The organism is Acinetobacter sp. AR_0276, from assembly GCF_003000705.1.
GTDB lineage: Bacteria > Pseudomonadota > Gammaproteobacteria > Pseudomonadales > Moraxellaceae > Acinetobacter > Acinetobacter nosocomialis.
Genome location: NZ_PSQO01000004.1, coordinates 3,884,159 through 3,905,827, shown reverse-complemented (window position 1 = coordinate 3,905,827; position 21,669 = coordinate 3,884,159). Strand labels below are relative to the sequence as shown.

General features: G+C 39.6%; 18 protein-coding genes and 1 pseudogene. 17 read left to right on the top strand and 2 right to left on the bottom strand.

Annotation, left to right across the window (positions count from 1 at the left end; translation table 11 throughout):
• Genes CSB87_RS19660 through CSB87_RS19650 form a run of 3 tightly spaced genes read left to right on the top strand, consistent with a single transcriptional unit; the run spans position 1 to position 2,260 of the window.
• Entirely contained in the window at positions 1–1,011 is a 1,011-nt protein-coding gene (locus CSB87_RS19660) for a FecCD family ABC transporter permease (RefSeq protein WP_006581568.1), read from the top strand.
• The gene (locus tag CSB87_RS19655) at positions 1,008–1,772 is read left to right on the top strand and encodes an ABC transporter ATP-binding protein (protein WP_004887141.1); all 765 of its coding nucleotides are present in this window, start codon (positions 1,008–1,010) and stop codon (positions 1,770–1,772) included. The genes CSB87_RS19660 and CSB87_RS19655 overlap by 4 nt, the downstream gene beginning before the upstream one ends.
• Positions 1,769–2,260, top strand: a complete 492-nt coding sequence (locus CSB87_RS19650) for a GNAT family N-acetyltransferase (RefSeq protein ID WP_004887143.1) — start codon at positions 1,769–1,771, stop codon at positions 2,258–2,260. The genes CSB87_RS19655 and CSB87_RS19650 overlap by 4 nt, the downstream gene beginning before the upstream one ends.
• On the opposite strand, the gene CSB87_RS19645 is transcribed toward CSB87_RS19650, so the two are convergent.
• A complete protein-coding gene (locus CSB87_RS19645) occupies positions 2,255–3,043 on the bottom strand; it encodes an AraC family transcriptional regulator (protein ID WP_004887146.1) in 789 nt (262 codons plus the stop codon). The two genes, CSB87_RS19650 and CSB87_RS19645, sit on opposite strands and share 6 nt — an antisense overlap.
• A gap of 98 nt (positions 3,044–3,141) precedes the next feature.
• On the opposite strand from CSB87_RS19645, the gene CSB87_RS19640 reads away from it, so the two are divergent.
• From CSB87_RS19640 to CSB87_RS19610, 6 genes are all read left to right on the top strand, one after another.
• Positions 3,142–3,951 carry a sulfite exporter TauE/SafE family protein gene (locus tag CSB87_RS19640; protein ID WP_004887148.1) on the top strand — a complete coding sequence of 270 codons (810 nt, stop codon included), beginning with the start codon at positions 3,142–3,144 and terminating at the stop codon, positions 3,949–3,951.
• Positions 3,952–4,132: 181 nt separating this feature from the next.
• The gene (locus tag CSB87_RS19635; protein ID WP_006581565.1) at positions 4,133–5,017 is read left to right on the top strand and encodes a phosphoribosyltransferase family protein; all 885 of its coding nucleotides are present in this window, start codon (positions 4,133–4,135) and stop codon (positions 5,015–5,017) included.
• 11 nt (positions 5,018–5,028) lie between these two features.
• A complete protein-coding gene (locus CSB87_RS19630; RefSeq protein WP_004887151.1) occupies positions 5,029–6,522 on the top strand; it encodes a nicotinate phosphoribosyltransferase in 1,494 nt (497 codons plus the stop codon).
• A gap of 60 nt (positions 6,523–6,582) precedes the next feature.
• Positions 6,583–7,350: an NUDIX domain-containing protein gene (locus tag CSB87_RS19625; RefSeq protein ID WP_004887153.1), complete on the top strand. Its 768-nt coding sequence runs from the start codon at positions 6,583–6,585 to the stop codon at positions 7,348–7,350.
• Positions 7,351–7,422: 72 nt separating this feature from the next.
• The gene (locus CSB87_RS19620; protein ID WP_004887155.1) at positions 7,423–8,817 is read left to right on the top strand and encodes a methylenetetrahydrofolate reductase C-terminal domain-containing protein; all 1,395 of its coding nucleotides are present in this window, start codon (positions 7,423–7,425) and stop codon (positions 8,815–8,817) included.
• A gap of 1,171 nt (positions 8,818–9,988) precedes the next feature.
• Positions 9,989–10,234 carry a hypothetical protein gene (locus tag CSB87_RS19610; protein ID WP_031952561.1) on the top strand — a complete coding sequence of 82 codons (246 nt, stop codon included), beginning with the start codon at positions 9,989–9,991 and terminating at the stop codon, positions 10,232–10,234.
• On the opposite strand, the gene CSB87_RS19605 is transcribed toward CSB87_RS19610, so the two are convergent.
• Entirely contained in the window at positions 10,191–11,141 is a 951-nt protein-coding gene (locus tag CSB87_RS19605; RefSeq protein WP_031952559.1) for an IS481 family transposase, read from the bottom strand. The two genes, CSB87_RS19610 and CSB87_RS19605, sit on opposite strands and share 44 nt — an antisense overlap.
• Before the next feature lie 68 nt (positions 11,142–11,209).
• Between CSB87_RS19605 and CSB87_RS19600 the strand changes: the two genes are divergently transcribed.
• The 8 genes and pseudogenes from CSB87_RS19600 (at position 11,210) to CSB87_RS19565 (ending at position 21,584) form a co-directional block, all read left to right on the top strand.
• Complete coding sequence (locus CSB87_RS19600; RefSeq protein ID WP_228133835.1) at positions 11,210–12,619, top strand: glycoside hydrolase family 55 protein; 1,410 nt, start codon at positions 11,210–11,212, stop codon at positions 12,617–12,619.
• Positions 12,620–12,885: 266 nt separating this feature from the next.
• Positions 12,886–13,227, top strand: a pseudogene (locus CSB87_RS19595) (amidase family protein); the annotation flags it as partial.
• A gap of 681 nt (positions 13,228–13,908) precedes the next feature.
• Positions 13,909–14,970: an HlyD family secretion protein gene (locus CSB87_RS19590; protein ID WP_004887160.1), complete on the top strand. Its 1,062-nt coding sequence runs from the start codon at positions 13,909–13,911 to the stop codon at positions 14,968–14,970.
• A 25-nt stretch (positions 14,971–14,995) separates the two neighbouring features.
• A complete protein-coding gene (locus CSB87_RS19585; protein WP_004887163.1) occupies positions 14,996–16,543 on the top strand; it encodes a DHA2 family efflux MFS transporter permease subunit in 1,548 nt (515 codons plus the stop codon).
• 188 nt (positions 16,544–16,731) lie between these two features.
• Positions 16,732–17,520 (top strand): hypothetical protein, encoded by a 789-nt coding sequence (locus tag CSB87_RS19580; RefSeq protein ID WP_170318192.1) that lies wholly within the window; start codon positions 16,732–16,734, stop codon positions 17,518–17,520.
• A complete protein-coding gene (locus CSB87_RS19575) occupies positions 17,517–19,103 on the top strand; it encodes a GH3 family domain-containing protein (RefSeq protein ID WP_004887165.1) in 1,587 nt (528 codons plus the stop codon). The genes CSB87_RS19580 and CSB87_RS19575 overlap by 4 nt, the downstream gene beginning before the upstream one ends.
• On the top strand, positions 19,100–20,428 hold the full coding sequence (locus CSB87_RS19570) for a TolC family protein (protein WP_004887167.1): 1,329 nt from the start codon (positions 19,100–19,102) through the stop codon (positions 20,426–20,428). The genes CSB87_RS19575 and CSB87_RS19570 overlap by 4 nt, the downstream gene beginning before the upstream one ends.
• Entirely contained in the window at positions 20,421–21,584 is a 1,164-nt protein-coding gene (locus tag CSB87_RS19565) for a hypothetical protein (protein ID WP_004887169.1), read from the top strand. The genes CSB87_RS19570 and CSB87_RS19565 overlap by 8 nt, the downstream gene beginning before the upstream one ends.
• Positions 21,585–21,669 lie beyond the last annotated feature (85 nt).

Here is a 21,669-nt window from a genome sequence, read left to right as displayed (position 1 = left end):
ATGGAAAAGCTGAAATATTATTGGTTTTACCCGTTACCTTTCCTCATGATTTTTATCTCTTTGCTCATTGGACCAACTCAAACATTAAGTGCATGGGATTATTTGCGGTGGGGGGTACAAGCAGTCTTTGGTACACCATATTTTGATGCAGAACAATTTAGGCTGATGCAGAACATTATTGTGAATGTCAGATTGCCTAGAATTTTACTGACCTTTATGGTGGGAGCCGCATTAGCAACTGCGGGTAATGGCTTGCAAGCATTGTTTCGTAATCCCTTAGTCGATTCGTATGTACTCGGTATTTCATCTGGTGCAGCGTTCGGTGCAGCTTTAGCGCTTTCATTAAGTTGGCTTTCGCCAAATCTATCAGCCTTTATTTTTGGTGTATGCGCTGTTGGCTTAACCTATTTATTTGCGCACCAGAAACATGAAAGCCAGACGTCTTTAGTCATGGTAATTTTATCAGGCATGATTGTTTCGGGGCTGTTTTTGGCAGGACTTACCGTTATTCAATACTTAAGTGATCCATTTAAACTACAAGCGATTGTGCAATGGACGATGGGCAACTTACATCAGGCGTCTTGGCAAAAAGTTCAATACGCCGTGCTACCAATCTGTATTGGCCTTGCCGGATTATTTGCGATGCGTTGGCGTTTAAACTTAATGGCACTCGGTGCTGAAGAAGCGCAGGCGGTTGGTGTTAATCCAAGATGGGAACAGCTTCTTTTAATTGTACTAGTAACTGTATGTACATCAACGTCTGTGGCTGCTGCTGGCATTATTAGTTTATATGGGCTATTTATGCCGCATATTGTGAGAATGTTGGTTGGACCAGATCACCGCTACAGTATTCCTGCCAATATGGTGCTGGGCGGCAGTTTTCTACTGTTGATTGATAACTTTTCTCGGGTTTTACTGACGTTTGAAATACCAATTGGTATTTTTACCATGTTACTTGGTGCGCCATTTTTCTTATTATTAATGAAAACACAGAGGACTCATTGGGCATGATTCAAATTGATCAGTTAAATTATGCCTATGGGCACAAACAGGTTCTTAAAAATATTCATCTGGAGTTTCCCGAAAATCAGTTTTCAGTGATTTTAGGGCGTAATGGCTGTGGTAAATCGACACTTTTTAAATTGATGGCGGGTCTAGAACCCGTAAAAGATGGCTTGATTCGTTACTCTGGAAAACCATTATCGGACTTTAAAGGAAAAGATCGGGCTGCGTTACTTGGCTTTTTACCGCAGTTTCATAAAACCGTATTTCCATTTTTGGTTAAAGATGTGGTGATTACAGGGCGTGCTGCTTTTAGCAGATATAGACCTTCAAAATCAGACTGGGAACGTGTAAACCAAGCTTTGCTTGATTTAGATATTGAGCATTTACGTGACCGTCCTTATACCGAGTTATCGGGTGGTGAACGGCAATTGGTTATGATTGCCCGTATTTTAGTGCAAGCTCCAAAAGTTATTTTGCTCGATGAGCCAACCAATCATCTCGATGTTTATTACCAGTCTTATTTAATGAAAAAGTTGCGTCAGTTGTCGCGGCAAAATTTTACGGTGATTGCAATTATGCATGATCCCAATTTGGCCTTTTTATTTGCAGATCATCTATTTTTTATGCGCCAACATGAGGTGGTTAAGCCTGAGTCAAAAACTCGAATCACCGATCCGAAGTTTTTAAAAAGTGTCTACGATGTTGAGTTTCATGAAGCCATGATTCAAGACAAAACCATTGTGATTCCTGATCATTCTTGGCTATGAATATGTTGAATTATCAGGTGGTTGGCAAAACAGATTATGAGCCTGCGGTGGAGTTTGCACTTTATACAAGACAGTTGTTATTCCCAGAAATCTATCATGGGCAAATTCCTAAAGATTTACAGAATTTTGAGCAGTCCTATGTTAAAGACCCATTGGGCTGCTTTATTACGGTAAAAGACCAAAACCGTATTATTGGTACCATTGCATATCGGGCGTATGACCATCGTTTTGATTTAAATTTACCGTCCAATACGGTAGAAGTCGTTAAGTTGTTTGTATTGCCTGAATACCGCCGTAAGGGCATCGCGACTCAGCTATGCAACATGTTGTTTAGTCATGCAAAAAACAGAGCAATTACAACTTTGTATTTGCATACCCATCCATTTTTACCTGCGGCTGAAGAGTTTTGGCGGCTCCAAGGCTTTGAGGTTATTCAACGCGAATGGATCGATACCTATGACACTATACACATGAGTAAATCTTTATAGCGATTTATTATGTGCATGAAATCTTTTTTGAAAATGGGTAGGCGGATAACCCATAATTTTACTGAACATTGCGGTAAAAGCTGCCGAATGTTCATAGCCTAAACTAAAAGCAATTTCTGTAATTGAGATATTCTCTTTTAAGGCATTTAAAGCATAAATAATGCAGACTCGATTACGCCAAGCTTGAAAGGACAAGCCAGTTTCAGACTTAAACCAACGATGAAAAGTTCGTTCACTTTTATTGTGGTCATGTGCCCAATCTTTAGGGCTGCTATGAATATCGGGTTGCTCCATAAACTCAGCACACTGTTTAGATAATAATGTGTTGTGAGGCAATGGAATAAATAGAGGTAGGGCTGGTGCAGCTTCTAACTCATATAACAATAAATCGATAAGAGCACCGTCACGGCCTGAGTGCGAGTAATCAATAGATAATTGATTTGCTTGAATGAGCAGTTGATGTAACAAAGGCGAGACTTGTATAACCTCGCAATAGTTTGCTTGTCTTGGGGCATTACTCACTTCTATATACAAACTATAAGTACTGACTTTAGATAACCATACCTGATGTGGTTTGCCTGCCGGTATCCATACACCGCTGTACGGTAACACGAGCCATTGTCCATCTTCAGTTTCAACTTTCATGAGGCCTTCGGGTGCATATAAGAACTGTGCACGGCGATGGCTATGCGTATCTAACAAGGTATCAGCAGGATAGTCCGATCCTAACGCTAGAACCGCTTGCTGTAGATGGTCTACATCGTTAACTGAAATATTACGCATATATTTTTGTCTGAAATAAATAAAAATATGGCTTTTATACGTTAGTTTGCCATAAAGCTATTTTATATCATGCCTCTATAAACGTGAGGAAGATAACGATGCTATATGAGCTATTTTTATTTGGATTGCTTTCAGGCGTTACCACTTGGTTATTTGGTTTTGGTGGCGGATTTGTTGCTGTGCCTTTGCTTTATGCAGTCATTATTCAAAAGTGGAGCAGTGAAAGTAGTGTCGGCATACATGCCATGCAAATCGCCGTTGCTACGTCCGCTTTTGTCATGCTGTGTTCGGCAAGTTTTGCAACCTTTCGACACTATCGGTCTGGACACATAGATTGGCAAAAGATCAATTTTTTATGGGGTGGTATCGCATTTGGGGGAATTGTGGGTGCAGTAATGGCCTCATTGTTTAATGGAAATTGGCTTCGCTGGATATTTATGGGTTATGTATTCATAACCATTCTAGATTGTTATTACCGACCAGGCTTTATGGTTGCATCAAAACAAAAGCAAGACCATGGTCAAAACAGTGAACTGATTAAAGGCGGAATAATTGGTTGGGTTGCGGCACTTTTAGGTGTGGGTGGCAGCGTAATGACAGTTCCGTTGTTGCGGCGGCGGGGTAGTTCTATGGCAGAGGCCGCGGCTATTGCAAATATTCTCACACTGCCTCTGTCTTTAACTGCAACGTTTACTTACTGTGTATTGTCAATTTGGCAATCTACATGGGCACCTAGTGGATTTATCGGACTAATCTGGTTTGAAGCTGCTTTATTCTTGGTTGCTGGAACATGGATCGGACTATATTTTTCAGAAAAATTTATTTCAAAACTACCTGATTTATGGCGGGCAAAGTTATATCCGCTACTTTTAATAATAGTTCTACTCGTCATGCTTTTCGTAAATTAATTTTTTATTTCAAATGTTTGAAGAATAAATTTTCTTAAATAACAAATCTCTAAATGCTCTAAAACTGCAAATTTTATGTTTTAAAGGGCTTTGAAAAAAGTTTGAAAAATAGACTTGAAATATATAGTGGCTTTATGCCACTATATATTCATCGAAGGTCATCAGACAAAAAGAGGATGATATGGCTATCCAGCTTTTAGATGCGGCAAGAAATGAAATTCCAGTGAAATTTACGCAGTTTTCTGGTGGCGAGCGTCATGTTCAAATTGATGAGACAACCTTAGGTTCACTATCTGGCAAGGTATTGGTCCGCGCGCAAATGACCTCAAGTCACGATGTGATGGACTATTTACTACTTGAAAATATATTGCTGACTCAAGGTTTAACCATTGACCTAGAAGTTCCGTATTTTCCATATGCACGTCAGGACCGTATTTGTGCAGTAGGCCAAGCGTTCTCGCTTGATGTGATGACTAAGTTACTCAACATTAATGCAGATAAAAAAGCAGGCAAACAAGGCAAAGTGACTGTTTGGGACTGCCATAGTGAAGTCACTACAGCCTTACTTGCTGCCAATACGTCTTTTAGTGAAGTTGTAAATGTGAGTTCAGTCGACATCATCGAAAAGAGTGAAGCGCTAAGTACATTATTAAAAGATGAAAAAACAGTACTGATTTGCCCAGACAAAGGCGCAAAAGCACGTACACAAATGGTTGCAGATGCTTTTAATTCTGAGCGCAAACAACCAATCAATATTGTTCAGTGCGATAAAAAACGTGATCCAGTGACTGGCAAAATTTTGGGTACACATGTACATACAACTGATTTATCAGGCCTAACAGCGGTCATTACCGATGACATTTGCGACGGCGGTGCAACCTTTATTGGTATTGCCAAAGAACTGCGTCGTCTCAATTGCCATAAGGTCGTTCTATACGTGACCCACGGTATTTTCAGTAAAGGAATAGAGGTTTTTGATGGATTGCTTGACCAACTGTTTACCTCAGACAGCTTTCCTCAACAACCATCAGACAAAATTTCAGTAATTGCTTTTGCAGCAAAATAAAGAGAATAAAGATGACTATTAAACTTAATCCATTAAACGCTATCGATTTTTATAAAGCTGATCACAGACGTCAGTATCCGGCAGGTACAGAGTACGTTTACGCAAACTTTACGCCACGGTCATCTCGACTCGCAAAAATGTTGCCTGACTTTGACGATAAAGTTGTGTTCTTTGGGCTTCAAGGTTTTATTAAACACTTTTTAATGGATACATGGAATGAAGGCTTTTTCAAACAACCTAAAGACAAAGTCGTGGCTGCTTATAAACGCCGTATGGATAGTTCACTAGGTGAAGGTGCTGTACCAGTCGATCACATTGAAGCATTACATGACTTGGGCTATTTACCTTTACGGATTAAAGCTTTGCCGGAAGGTAGCCGCGTCAATATGCGTGTACCTGTGCTTACCGTCATTAATACAGACCCGCGTTTCTTTTGGCTAACCAACTATATTGAAACTGTATTAAGTGCTGAACTTTGGAAAAGCTGCACTACAGCAACGATTGCCTACGAGTACAAACGTTTATTAACGCAATATGCCGTAAAAACTGGCGCACCACTCGATTTTGTACCTGTGCAAGGACACGATTTTAGTAGCCGTGGCATGAGTGGAGTTTATGATGCGGCACAATCGGGTGTGGGGCACTTAACCAGTTTTATTGGAACAGACTCGGTTGCTTCAATTGACTACGCAGAAGAATATTACAATGCCACAGGTGTGATTGGGGTTTCTGTACCAGCGACCGAACACAGTGTGATGTGTATGGGTACAGAAAACAGTGAGCTAGACACATTTAAACGTTTAATTTGCGAGCTTTATCCGTCGGGTGTTGTCAGTATTGTGTCTGATACTTGGGACTTTTGGCGAGTCATTACAGAATTTACGGTGGCTTTAAAATCTGAAATTCTGGCGCGACAACCCAATGCTTTAGGTTTGGCTAAATTGGTTTTCCGTCCAGACTCTGGTGACCCAGTTAAAATTATTTGTGGTGATCCAGACGCGGAAAGTGGCAGCCCAGCTTATAAAGGCGCAGTTGAATGTTTATGGGAAGTGTTTGGCGGTACAACAACTGATCAAGGCTATAAAGTACTCAATGAACGTGTTGGTTTAATTTATGGTGACTCAATTACCCTAGACCGTGCACAGCGTATTTTAGAAGGGCTTGAAGCCAAAGGTTTCGCTTCAAACAACTTGGTGTTTGGTATAGGCAGTTTTACCTATAACTACTTAACTCGCGATACCTTTGGGTTTGCTGTGAAAGCAACTTGGGGACAAGTGAATGGTGTAGGCCGAGAACTATTTAAAGACCCAATTACTGACTCAGGTGTAAAAAAATCTGCGAAAGGTCTGTTACGCATTGAAGAAAGTGAAAATGGTTTTACCTTGTTTGATGAGCAAACAGCCGAACAAGAACAAGGTGGAGCACTAAAAACTGTCTTTGAAAATGGTAAACTTCAATATGAGTGTACTTTGGATCAAATACGTGAGCGTTTATCCATCGCATAACTGAGTTTAGATGAGCCGTTGCATGTGTATCGGCTCATCATTTTCATTGAGAGACTGAACGTGACTATTCAAACTGAACAAGAATTCCTTGCCAGTTATGATCGCCGAGATTATGACGCACCTTTACTCACTGTAGATATGGCTATTTTCTCGGTATTTAATGGTCAGTTACGGGTATTACTCATTAAGCGGCCCAACTTTCCAGCTAAAGACCAATGGGCTTTACCGGGTGGTTTTGCCGATTTAAAGCACGATCAAGATTTGATGGCCACCGCATATCGTAAGCTGGTCGAAAAAACAGGGATTGCTTCACCTTACTTGGAACAAGTTGCCTCTGTGGGCAATGCCAAACGTGACCCGCGTGGTTGGGCAGTGACGATTTTGTATTTTGCTTTAATTGATTTTAATGCTTATCAACATCAAGCCTTAGCTGAGTACAGCGAATGGGTGCCTGTAGCAAAAGCACAAGATTTAGCATTGGCGTTTGATCATAATGAATTGCTCAGATTAGCTTTAGAGCGTTTAACCAATAAAACCCGCTATACCGCTTTGCCAGCGAGTCTCATGCCCGAGTTATTTACACTGACCGAGCTACAGACTATTTATGAAATTATTCTTGGGCAATCCTTAGATAAAAAAGCATTTAGACGCCGTATGATAGAAGCAGGCGCAGTTGAAGAAACCAACCACAGTAAAATTGTAGGCAAACGACCAGCTCAGCTTTACCGCTATGCACTTGATTCTTTCGATTTTATATTTCCTCGCTCACTCGAATTACCTCGAAATAAAGAGGGTGAAGATAAGCAAAACAATGAGCTTTCTGACTAGAGCATCTTGATGCGCTTTGATTTATAATGCCGCGCTTATGATTGATGTCATGTTTTGATAAGCGCTTTGCCTATGTCACACGTTTCTCCCTGCTTCCAGCAAAACCAGTTTTTTGTGTTGGTGGAGTACCTCACTTCACTACATGAAATTTATCCTGTAAGACTTGAGTTTGCAGGATATCCGGCTGCAATAACATTGGCTGATCGCGTACATTCAGATCATGATATTGCGCCGCTTGAAGCCAGCAAAAGCTACCCTGACTCAATAGAGAAAGTTTTACACTTTTCAGGTAAGGCCCGAGACATACAAGACTTTGAACAATTTTTAGAACAAGCTCAAGCAGCCAATATTCAAAACTTGTTATTGCTTACAGGCGATAAACTTAAAGAACACCATAATGGTCGAGATGGACAGCCTCGTAGTCGTTACTTAGAGTCAGTAAACGCCGTAATGGCTGCCAAGCAACATGGCGGGTTTCGTATTGGGGTGGCTTTTAACCCATTTAAATATGTTGAAGCTGAGCGTGATGCACAGTATTTAAAACTACATAAGAAAATTAAAGCAGGCGCTGACTTTATCATTACCCAATTGGGCTATGACATTGAAGCCTTAAAGAAAGCCAAATCATTTTTAACCAAGAACAATTATTCACAGCAAATACTGGCTTGTGTCATGCCACTGACTTTAGGTCGTGCCAACTTCATGGTAAAGCATAAAGTTGCAGGTATTGTAATTACTCCACACATGCTAAAAGTCTTGGCAGATGAAAAACAGGCAGGGCATACAGACCGAGTTTATTTGCGCTGCGCTTTACAAATTTTAATATGTAAACATTTAGGGTTTGCAGGAATCCACTTATCTGCGTGCCATAAGCCAGAAGAACAAATGTTGCTTGAAAGCTACATTGAGCAATACAGACATCTGGAGCTTAACGTTTTAGAAGAGCTTTGGAATTCACTTTGGCAAGTCACTACAGGTAAAGAGTTTTCGCCTGAAATTGCTCGTTTTTCACGTCAGCCAACATCTAAACAATTAATTAAATATCGTCAGCTACATGTTATGCATGAAGCAATGTTTGGATCAAAAATTGCCAAAGGATTTGGACGTTTTATTTTCAAAGCATTTTTTTGGGAAAACGCTTTGATCGCTAAACTCTTACTTAAAACAGAAGTGCTGAGTAAACATAGCCTAGTGGGCTGTGAAAGCTGTGGTCAGTGCCGTTTAAGTGACACCTTATATATTTGCCCTGAAACATGTCCAAAAGGTTTAGCCAACGGGCCTTGTGGCGGTACAACTTTAGACCGCTGCGAATTTGGTGACCGTGAATGTATTCATTCCGTTAAAGCAAGACTTGCTAAAGCTGTTAAGCAAACCGAAGTGCTAAAAGAAAAACTGATTCCAACGGTACCACTTGAAACGAGAGGAACCAGTTCTTGGAAAAATTGGTATTTAGGGGCTGAGGCTTAAGTTTTGTATTAACCCTTAAGGACGGCGATAATTCAAATTTTTAATTTTTTTGAATAAACTTAATAAATATGAGAGCTGATTTATAATTTTCATAGAAATTTTTTAAAAGCTAATACTGTAGGTGGCGGATAGATTAATTCCGGAATAAAAGCCCCTTTAAATATAGATTATATACTCACAATTCTCAGATTCTGGTTGATATTCAACAAATCATCCCTTTACCGGAAGCAAAGGATTATCAGATTAAGGCACAGAAAAAATCAGAAGAAAGACGAGAAGCCAAGCTTACGAATGCAAGGGATTACTCAAGCTTCATCTTCAATGGTAAAACTCTGAATAAACGTTACCTGGCTCTGGAAATTATTAAATGCCGGTTTGATGAAATCGATAATAAGAATATCGAAGATCTTAGAGCAGAGTTTAATGAATATCCGAATCTGGATAGATTGCTGGTTAAAATTAACCAACTGGATGAACAAAGATATGACCGCTATTTTATTGAGAAGGAACATCATTTACAGATGAGTAATGGAGATATATATGTTGTTTCCAACCAATGGGGAAAAGGTAATATTTATCAGTTAATAGAAATTGCAGCCAACTTTAACTATGAAATTATTAACACTTCAAAGGATCAGTTGAAACGTTAAGTTGAATATAGTGATTATTTGATAGAGCAATTGGAAGATACTACTATTCTAGTTTATAAAAATGGCGAGAAAGTAACAGTTTACGGGGCTTTGCTGGAATTGGCATCTTCTAAGGGCATAAGCCATTTAAATAGTAAGGGTGGCAAAAACAATACAAGACAGCTTGGGAACGACATAATCAATTCTTAAATCTAATGAATTTTAACCAATTAAAAACGTGATAAATTGTATACAAAACTTGATCCTGTATAGAGTAATATTATTTTTGCATTATAGTAGTTGAAGTCTAAGCGATTTACAGGTATTAAAGCTCATCAATAATAGATGGGCTTTTTATTTTTAATTAATTTTATGAGGTTAATTTGTATATGCGACAATTAATGTCGCTTGTGCTGTAAGTTGCATTGCTTTTGAATTATTTAAAACATATATTAATAATAAGTAAATAATCAATTTATCAAAATAAAACATATATTTGTATTGGTTTTTTGCGCTCTAAAATTTTATATGTGGATAAGGTTATGAGTACAGTTACAACAGTAGAAAGTATTGCAGAACTAACGGCTATTCAAAGTCCAGAAGAAGGACAGACCGTATATGTGAAGTCTTATTATCAAGGATTAAACAAAGGTGGTGGTAAGTTTATTTATGCATCTGGAAAAAAAGCCATAAATGATTATGGATTAACAATTAATGGCTGGGTACGGGAGTTTGATTGTGTACCTAATTGTTTAGTCCCGGCATTTGATGGATCGGATCAATTTTAAAAAGTTCAGGTTCATCTGTCCACTGTTTGCAGATGAATTCGTAGGGAGTCAGGCCCCTGAGTGTTTTGAGTCTGCGGCCGAAGTTGTATGCAGCAATAAAATCAGCAAGGTGAATGCATAGCTGAGTGTGATCGTCGTAATGGAACCGTTTGACAGTAGCTTCTTTAATCGTTCGGTTCATCCTCTCGACCTGTCCATTGGTCCATGGATGCTTAACCTTGGTAAGACGATGTTCAATGCCACATTCAGTACAAACCCGATCAAAGATGTGCTCAGAGGCGTAGCGATCACAGGTGCGGTTCGTGAACTGGATGCCGTTATCTGTTAGCACCGTATGGATTCTATAGGGCACAGCCTTAACCAGATTGCGCATGAACTCCGCGGCTGCCATCTTACTGGCTTTAGTATGCAATTCAGTGAACGCAAACTTGGAAGTGCGATCAATGGCAACGAAGAGATAAAGCTTACCCTGTGCTGTTTGCATCTCAGCGATGTCGATATGAAAGTAACCAATGGGGTAGCTCTTGAAGCGCTTCCTGACAGGGCGATCACCTTGTACCTCAGGCAGTCGTGAAATACCATGCCGCTGTAAGCAGCGGTGTAACGACGAGCGTGTCAGATAAGGAATACTCGGCTGCAATGCATAAAGGCAATCGTCTAGCGGCAACAAAGTGCGTTTTCGAAAAGCAACAATTGCCGCCTCATCTTCAGGCGATAACACGCTTGAGCGAGGATTCTTTGGGCCGGTTGTAAGATCATCTACTGAAGTACGTTTCTTCCATTTTGCGACGGTCTTTTGATTGATGCCGTAACGCTTGGCTAGCGTTCTTAAGCTCTCTTGACTATTTTGTATTGCTCGACGCACTGCCTGTGTCGTTGTGGCGCTGCTGTGTAGAACTTGTCCCATAGTGCTTCCTTCCATTTATCTGAGAATATTGCACCATTAAAATCTGGGACTAAACACCTAATGTCTTTATGTTTGGGGCAATTGGAGATAACACTAATAATGATACAGATGCATTCCAAAAAGCTGTAGATGCAGTTACTGATCTATATGTACCTAGAGGTGTGTTCCTATGCAATGTGAATCTTAAAAAATCATTCAATATCACTGGTTCTGGGAAAGAGTCTATATTAAAACCTTACGACATTAATAAGCCTATTTTAACTAACATCAATATATCTTCTTTAAGTTGGTCTAACGATTCTGTATCTAATCTAGCTTTAAAATCATCGAATTTCACAGGAGTTGGTTTCAGTTATGGTGTGCTACCTGCAGTTAATGATTATTATGGTGTTGGCCGAGTGGTTATGAATAACGTGTGGTTTAGTGGTTTTATGCACGGTATTCGAAAAGTAAATGGAAACATCGGTAATAAATACTACAATTGTAATTTTGAAAACTGCAAATACGGTGTTTATGCATCAAGTAACCAAGTAGCTATCCCTAACTCACTTGCAATCATGCATTCGGGTTGTGATATGTACTATAGCTGTAATTTTAGTGAGAATGCTATTGCGGGTGCAGCTTATTATGATAAAACCCATGGAACGGGACAGTGGTTATTTAATCACTGTACATTTCAATTCAATAAAGGCTTTGGGTTATTTATGGACTTTGATATCCCAAGTACTTTATTTTCTCCGATTATTATAATGAATTCTTGGTTTGAAGAAAACGGAGGAAACCAAGTAGTTATTGATCGTGTTAATGGTACATCGCAATCTATGAATTCTGAAGCTAGATATATTTCAGGAACGATTGATGTAGTGGTAGTAGGTAGCGAAGATTCTAAAACTCGTCTTGGTATAGGAGTGGATAAACCTAAAAGTACTCTACATATTCATGATAAGAGTCTGCCGATGTTACAACTCACATCTGATTCTACTGGTTCAGAAGATAGAAATAATGGTGGATTGATCTATGTCACTGAATCAGACCTAATGATACAAAACAAAGAAAATGGACGGTTATATCTTGTTAATTCAGCTGGTATGGTGGAACTAGACTTATCAGGTAATTTTCTTTCAAGAAAAGGTAAGATTGGTTATGGTGGAGGAGCAGGATCTTATATTCTGCAGTATAGTTTCAAAGACAGGTCGGTAACTTGTAACTTTCCATCCGGTTGCGTTCGCATGGCCGCAAGTGCGTTGGGAGCTAATTCTTCTGTTGCATTCGTGTTGGAAAACAATTTCATTTATCAGGATGATGTGGTGATTGTAAATGTGAGAAGTATGCCGAGTGGTAATTCTGATTTATATTCAGTTAGAGCTTCAAATATAAAAACGGGCTCATGTCATATTATTCTAAAAAATGAATCAAATACTATTCTCTCTGAATATGTAGAAGTAAATTTTTGTATAGTCTCATGTGGTAATAGCTAGCCTAGCTAAGCAGATTAACATTAGTTTATATTGTGAACCCTCCTTATGGTGGGTTCTTTAACTTCTCAATTAGGGGGCTTTAGATTTAATTTCACCTGAAGTTTTAAGGTGCAAGATTTTTTTTAATTTTTAGTAAAACTGCTAGTGAGATAAAATATTTTATTTCTGTTTATTTTGACAAAATTTAAAACTAAAATTATTTTTTGTTATTAACGTAAACCCTAAACATGGCTAGAGCTGTTATTGATGATCAAGAATTATTTACTTTCTATGAAAAAGCCATCAGTGAAGCTCGTCCACAATTGATTGAACTCTACCAAAACACATTTAAAGCGCATAACTTACATGCTTTATTATTTCCGACATCACCGATTGTTGCACCACTAGCAAACGAAGACGTCTATTCAATTGAAACTTTCCAGACACTCATGCGAAATACAGACCCCGGCAGTAATATTGGAATACCGGGCCTGAGTTTACCTATTGGAAAGGGCGCGAAATCAAAACTGCCAATCGGATTTGAAATAGATGGCTTAGCTCATCAAGATAGTGAATTGCTTGCGATTGGAATAACTTTAGAAGAAATTTTTAAGGTTTTAAATCAATAGACAAAACCGCTTAAATCACTATTTTTAAAGCTTTGTTTGTCTTTTAATAATAGGTCTAAATTTATTTTAAGACTGTTTTTTATCCAAAAAATTATAAGCCATTTTACTTGTTATAATGGCTTATTTATTAAGCAATCATTGCTTGTTAGATTTAATATTTTGTCAGTTTGTTGTTGTTAATTTTATAAAATATAATATTTATAAATCATATATATTCTATTTTTATAAGTATAACAATTTTTATTGTTAACTCATTTTTAAATTACATATTATTTTAATTAATAATACTTAAATATTACATAATAAAATTTATTCTTAATATTTCTGCAATATATTGCTTTTATTAAAGGAGTTTTATTGAAGCTTAAATAAAAATTAAATTGTTTATTAACAATAGCTTGTATTGAATTTTTAGATGGATTAATTACGAGAAATCTACACTAGTTCGAATTACATAATTTTTAAACATAGTTTATATAATATGCTTTATTGACATAAATAGAAAAAATATATGGCAAAGAAGTCAATGATATTTAATTAACTTCAGAACCATAATTTGCACCAAATTTTACGCTGTCACGATTCATTGAATAAAACCAAGTGAAAAGTTACGTAAAAAAGAAACCAATAATTTTATTGGCTTAAATAAAAAATCGAATATTACAAATAAGCGGAATGAATATGGATAACGTAGCTCAGCTAGAAACTGATACTAATTTCCAAAGTCGAAAGAAAATAACTTGGGGTGTTTTTAGTGTCCTGCTGTTATTTTTAGTTGCCGGTATCGTATATTATTTTTTGGTATACCGATTCTATCAATCTACTGATAATGCTTATGTGCAAGCCGATGTGACTTGGGTCATGCCAAAAATTTCAGGCGAAGTGATGGAGTTATTAATTAACGATAATCAGGTGGTAAAAAAAGGGGAAACTTTAGCGGTATTAGACCATCGTGACTATCAAGCTCGTTATGACCAAGCCCGTTCTGTGGTCAGCTTAAAAGAAGCCGCACTGGGCGTACAACAACAAAATGAAAAGTCTGCCAAGTCTTCAATTACCGAAGCAAATAGTGGTGTAGTGGCAGCACAAGCCGACCTATCTCGTTTGAAAAAAGAGTTCGAGCGTTATCAAGACTTATTAAAAGATGGCGTGATTACCCGACAAAATTTTGAAGGGATCCAGTCTCAATATTTAACAGCTCAAGCACAGCTCAGCAAAGCACAAGCCGCCGTAAATGCAGCAGAAGCTCAGTTGGGGAGCTTACAAGCGAGCCGAGCGCAGCTTTTAGCAGATATTCAAAGTGCCAATGCAAATTTAAACTTGTATCAGGTTGATTTAGCTTCTTCAAAAGTGATCAGTCCTGTTTCGGGTAAGATCGGTAGCCTTGCAATTCAAAAAGGTTCACGCGTTTCTCCACAAACCCGCTTAATGGCGATCATTCCTGAAAATAGTTTGTATGTACAAGCGAACTTCAAAGAAACCCAAATTGAAAAAATGCATATCGGTCAAAAAGTGAAGTTAAAACTTGATGCCTATCCGAGCCTCACCTATACCGGAAAAATTGAGAGCTTTTCACCAGCTTCAGGCGCAACTTTTTCACTCATGCCACCAGACAATGCAACGGGTAACTTTAACAAGGTTGTACAGCGTATTCCTGTACGTATTGCCATAGATTCAAGCCCACATATTGATTTGATTAAACCTGGAATGTCGGTGAGTGCCACCGTTGACCTAAGAACTTAATAAAAAAATTTTAGGTAATAAAAAAATGAATAAGCATGTTGAAGCCGAGTGGAGGTTTCCTGCAAAAACTGCATGGGCAATTTTTGCTGCCATGATTTTTGGCAACTTCATGGCGATTCTTGATATTCAGATTGTGGCGAGTTCTCTAAACGAAGTTCAAGCTGGTATGAGTGCAAGTCGTTATGAAGTCACTTGGGTACAAACGGTTTATTTAATTGCCGAAATTATTGCAATTCCAATGTCGAGTATTGTCTCGCGAGTGCTTTCAACACGGGTGTATTACACCATGTGTGCAATTGGGTTTACGGTGAGTTCTTTACTTTGTGCTTTGTCATGGAACTTGGAAAGTTTACTGGTGTTCCGTGGCATTCAAGGCTTTATGGGTGGCGGCATGATTCCGACTTCCATGACGGCGTTGTATTTACTCTTTCCAGAAGCAAAACGCTCATTGCCTTTGGTCATGTTTGGCATGATCAGTACTTTAGGTCCAGCGATTGGTCCAACCATTGGCGGTTGGCTCACCAATAACTTCTCATGGCACTGGATGTTCCTGATCAATATTATTCCAGGCATTATCATTGCTACGGTCATTTACTCAGGCCCAAATATTGACCGTGCCAATTATTCACTCATCAAAAGCATGGACTGGCTCAGTCTGGTCGGTATGGCAATGTTTTTGGGTGGGCTTGAATATTTCCTCGATGAAGGCGCACGACATGACTGGCTTGCAGACACGGGCGTTCGTATTGCTTTTATGATCTGCGTTGTAGGCGGCATGATTTTCTTCTCTAGAAGTTTTACCCAGCCTAAGCCTTTGCTCGATTTATCGGTATTTAAAAATAAAAACTTTACTTTGAGTGCTATTACAACGTTTGTGATTGGCATGGCGCTGTATGGCTTGGGTTACATGATTCCTGTGTTTCTTGGGCAAGTCCGTGAAATGAATAGTAGCCAGATTGGTCACATCATGATGGTGACAGGCATTGTCATGTTCTGCTTTGCACCGTTTCTTGCGTGGCTTATTCCTAACTTCGATACCCGCAAAACCGTATTTGTTGGAATGGTTCTGGCTGGTTTTGGTGTATGGCTCAATTCGCACCTCAGCATTCATAGCGATTATGACTTCATGTTTTGGCCGCAAATTTACCGTGGTATTGGTCTTATGATTTGCCTGATTGTGGTGTCACATTTGGCTATGAGCACCTTGCCACTCAGTAAAGTAGCCGATGCCAGCGGTATTTATAACCTCATGCGCAATATTGGCGGCGCGGTTGGACTGGCACTTATCAACTCATCCTTAGACTGGCTAACAGCCATGCACGTCACCCAGATTAATCAGGCGATGACACCGCAAAACTGGATATTTACAGAACGACTCGACCAACTCACGGCGCAATATCAGGAAGTCGGCGCAAATGCTCAGCAAATCGCGCTAAGTGTGATTTACCGTGACATTCACTTTCAAGCATTAACTTCGAGTTTCAACGATTTATTACGCATGCTCGCAATCATCATGTTTGTGACCGCTTTTTTAACCATCTTTATGGATAGGGGGAAGAAAATGAATATGTAAGGTTTTAGCAGTAGAGGGCAGCTTTTAAAGAATGAAAAACAATAGGGCATATCAAAACGTATCCCTTCATAGAAAAAGAACATTTATACGAGTTTCTAATATCGCCGTATAAGCGATTGGAACTCACAGATCTGAATGTGGGAGATTAAAGTATTATGATTAATACAACATATAAACTGATTTCAAAATTGAACCTGAAAAATGCAACTTATGGGCAATATTTTGAAAAAGAGCAAATTGATACTGATCGACTAAAAGTGATGTATTCCATTTACGAACAGTATTATGAAAATACCAGATTTTCTATTTTTGTAGATGATTTTGAAAATAAAAGCGGTGCGATTTTAATTTTTGACTCTGAAACAGACGAAATAGTCGGTTTCTCGACGGTTGTTGTGCAGCACTTTTATTTAAACGGTAAAGACTACACCGTACTCTTTAGCGGTGATACGGTTATTTTGAAGAAGTTCTGGGGCACGCGTAGTTTACAAAGCACTATGCTTAAACTCATGATTAAGCTCCGAATCAAATATCCTTTTAACGAACTTTATTGGCTCCTTATTTCTAAAGGCTATAAGACCTATCTCTTACTAGCCAATAATTACTATGTGTATTACCCAAACATTAAAGATGAAAACCAACATCTTTCGGAAGTGGTTGAGCACTACTGTGAAAAATTCTTTGGTGAATATTATGACCGTGAAGCAGGCTTGCTTAACTTTGGTGATGACTATCAGCCACTAAAAGGCGAAGTCGCACCGATTACTGCCGAAATGAGAGAAAAGAACCCAAATATTCATTTCTTTGAACAGAAAAATCCAACTTGGAAAGCCGGTACAGAACTGCCGTGTATTGGTCGTCTTGGCTGGAAAGATATTGCCCGTTTCCCCGTAAAGCTGATGACTAAGCCGACCAGTAAAGGAAAGTTTGAAGCCCGTGTAACTCATAAAACAAAACGTAGAGAGGCTATCCAATGAAATCTAATGAATGGCTGACTCTCGGCTCGCATCTTATTTTAAAAAAATGGTGTGATGCATCTGACCGTAATTTCCAAAAGCAGTTTAATGCCCTAGAGACCACACAACGTCAAATTTTGCATTCGATATTACAGACCTCGACCTTTGCCAAAGATAAGAAGGTTCAAAATTATGAGCAGTTTGTAAAAGCATTTCCTGCCACTCGCTATAGCGCTTGGCGAGAAGACATTCAGCGTTACCGTGAACACAAGCTTTCACTCTCAAGCAGTAAATTGGTTCGTTTTCAGCCGACCAGTGGTTCGAGTGAGCAAATCAAGTTTATTCCATACACCAAGCTGTTTTTAGATGAACTTGACCATGCGATTGCACCGTGGATGGCAAGTTTATACCGTAAATGCCCACAGCTGAGTTCGGGTACACACTACTGGTCGGTGTCATGGTTGCCAGAAAGTCAGCGTGAAGTTTTAAAAGATAAAAATCTAAATGATGACAGTGCATTACTCGGTGTGGGTAAACGTATATTGTCCAAGTTTACCCAAGCGGTTCCAAGTAACGTTGCCTTTGCAGCCAATGCAGACGATGCACTGTTTGCCACCATTTGCTATTTGGTCGCAAACCGCAACTTAGCCATGATTTCGGTGTGGAGTCCGACTTTTGCGCTGCAATTACTTGAGCGTTTGGAGTCACTGCAAAAAGAAGTCATTGAAGTTTTGCAAAGTGGTAAATGGGGCAATCGTCAGGATTCATTAAAAGAAGTGACCGCACCGCATAGCCCTGAAAGTGCTCAAGCCTTAATTGCAAGTTCAAACGGCGCACAGATCGATTTTAAAAAGCTCTGGCCAAAGTTAAGTCTGGTTTCGAGTTGGGATACCGCAGGTTCAAAAGCTTGGGCCGAAAAATTAAAAGAGAAATTGCCCAGTGTTCAGTTTGAAGGCAAAGGATTATGGGCGACGGAAGGTGTAGTCACCATTCCCTATAACGACCAATACCCACTCGCATACCAAAGCCACTTCTATGAATTTGAATATTTAGAAGGTGAGAAACAAGGCCAAATTGTTCCTTCATGGCAACTTAAACAAGGTGATGTGGTCAGCCCACTGATTACTTCGGGGAATGGCTTACTGCGTTACTGTCTGGATGACTGTTTACGAGTTACTGGCTTTATAGAGCAAATCCCGTGTTTTGAGTTCCAAGGCCGCCGTTTTGGTGTAGATCTGGTCGGTGAAAAGTTAGCACCTGAAACCGCTCAACAGTTGTTGTCTCAGTTAAACGAAACCGAGTCAAAAGCGATTTCCTTACTGGCGATTGATACGGAGCAACAGGTTAAACCATTTTATTGCGTGCTTTTTGAAGGTGAAATTCATCACAGCATTAACAATGAATATATCGACAGTATTTTGCGTCAAAACTTCCATTATGAACTTGCGCGAAACTTGGGACAGCTTGATGAGCCGCAAATTCGCCAAGCCAATAATGGTTGGAATGCTTATAAAAAACTGGTCATGTTTGATGGCATTATCGAAGGCAATATCAAGCCTGAGCCACTTAAGAAAGTCACCCTCAATAGTTTGGAACAACTATGAAAGGGATGAAGCACTTTAATACTCGTTTTTTAACACTTCGACACGCCTTGTATTTAGGCGTGTTGGTTGTGTCCAATACACATGCCATGACTTTAGACGAGGCGTTGTCTGCCAGTTTAAGACATGAAAGCCAGCTTGAAGTCAGCCGTTTAAGTGTAAACCAGTCTACCGCTATGCTTGAGCAGGCCAAACAGCGTGATGGACTCAAAGTCAATTTAGTCGGGCAACTTGACTATGAAAGAATAGATACACCGCCAAAAGTCATGTTTCCAACTGAAGGAAACCGTAAAGGACGAAGTTTGCAGTTACAGGCAGATTATCCGATTTATACCTCTGGGCGGCATCGCTTGGGTGTAGATATTGCCGAAAGTCAGCTTTCTGCCCAACACCAAGGCTTGTCAGATCAACGGTCGGAAACCATTTTAAATACCGTGATGGTCTATACCGACGTATTAAAAAAGAAAGCCATTTTAGAACTTAGACAAAAGACCATGGCGAACCTGCAACGGTCTTTATATGAGTCAAAGCGCCGTTTTGATGTTGGTATGATTACCCGTGCAGACTTGGCTCAGGTTTTGGCGCAAGTCGCCCAAGGCCAAGCCGATATTACACAGGCGCAGTCTAACCTGACTGTAAGTGAAGCACAGTTTTACCAAGTGACAGGTACAACACCAGACAACCTTGTTGCAATAAAACAATTACCAGCTATACCGAATGGACTAGATGAGATTTTGGCGCAAACCAAGAACCATCCCGCTTTAATGCGCGCGAAATATGAAATGCAAGCCGCAGAGAAACAATATGCCTTAACTAAACGGGAGCTTTGGCCAACGGTTATGCTGACCAGCCGTGCCGGAAAGCAAGATGAAGCGAGTTATATTGGTTCTGAAAGTAATAACTATATGGTTGGGGTGCAGCTTAATGTACCGCTCTATGACGATGGTTTAAATCGGGCCAATGTTAAAAAAGCACAGGCCGATATCGATTTGGCTCAGCAGAAAATACGAAGTCTTGAACTGGACTTAAATAAGCGTACCCGTACCACCTATGCGCAGCTTCAAACCATCCGACAAAATAAAGACGCACTGGCAAACGCTATAGAGGCAGCGTCTATTGCTTTCGTCTACACACGTAAAGAGTTTGATGTCGGCACCAAAACCACTTTTGATTTGCTCAACACCGAGCAGAAACTACTCGATGCCCAAACCCAAAAAACCGTAAATGACCAAGACGAAGTAGTGTTTGTCTATCAGCTACTCGACCAAATGGGACGTTTAAACAGTTTGGTTCCTGTGCATACCGCACAACAGGTGAATAATGAATAAAACAAATACACCACTTGCGAATAACACTCTCATTACCCGTGAAGCGACTTCGGCAGATGACGAGGCTTTGCGAGAGTTAATTGCGGTGCCCATGACCACCAAAGGTATACAAATTAGCTTTCAGCGTGAACCGAGTTATTTTAAGGCGTCCGACATTGTCTATCGGCATAAACTGCATGTAGTAATTGAAGATACCGAAAGCCAAAAGAAAGTGGCTTGTTATAGCAATGGCTATCGTCCTTGTTATGTCGACCGAAATATACAAAACTTACGCTACGCGGGCGATTTACGGGTAGATCATAGCTATCGGGGTAAATCACTGGTGAAGGTATTAGGTAAGCATGTGAAAGATACCATGCACGCACCTAACTTTAGCCAGATGATTATTTTTGATGATAACCATGCCGCACGCGCCGCTATACAAACGGGCAAAACGGGAATGCCCGATTATTATGATGAAGGGCTTATAGAGACACTCAGCCTGACGAGCACTGGCGCAAAAAGAAAAGTCACGGCTTTTTTAAAGCAGACTGCTAAACAGAGTCATCTTCAAGAGATCCGTAGCTGTGTTGCCGAAGCTCAGCATGTACCAGCTATGAACCAGTTTATTCGCGACATGGCAGAACACTATAACTTTATTCCGGCCTATAACTTTGAAGAGCTTGCCCAAGGTCATCAGTATTTTTCAGGGATGAAACTTTCGGACTTTTCACTTTACTTTAAGGGTGAAAAACTGGTGGGTATGTTTGGCTTGTGGGATCAGCATAGTATTAAGCAAACTAAAATTTTAAATTACAGCTCGGCCATAGCTGTGCTTAGACCCGTTTATAACTTATTGACGCCAATAACTAAGGGCATGCGTTTGCCTAAACTTGGCGACTCTATTCAATACCACGTACTGCATACGCTTATGTGCCATCCCGAAGATTTGGCTTTGCATCATAAAATGCTCGAAGATGCCTATAACAAGTCAAAACAGCAGGGTGTTGGCGTGGTGAGTTTTACGCTTTCCCATAAAGACCCGCGTTATCAGTTAAACCAGTTTTATAAAGGTGAGCGTTTAACGGGTATGCATGGCTTTATTAGTTTTGAAGGCGACCCACGACCAAATTTTGATAAAAACCTAATTCCATACTTAGAAGTTGGGCGTATTTAATTTAAAGCCTGAGGTGATACTTTTAATGAAGCCCACGAAAGTGGGTTTTGTCATTCTTAACATGAACAATGAGGCTGATAATTAG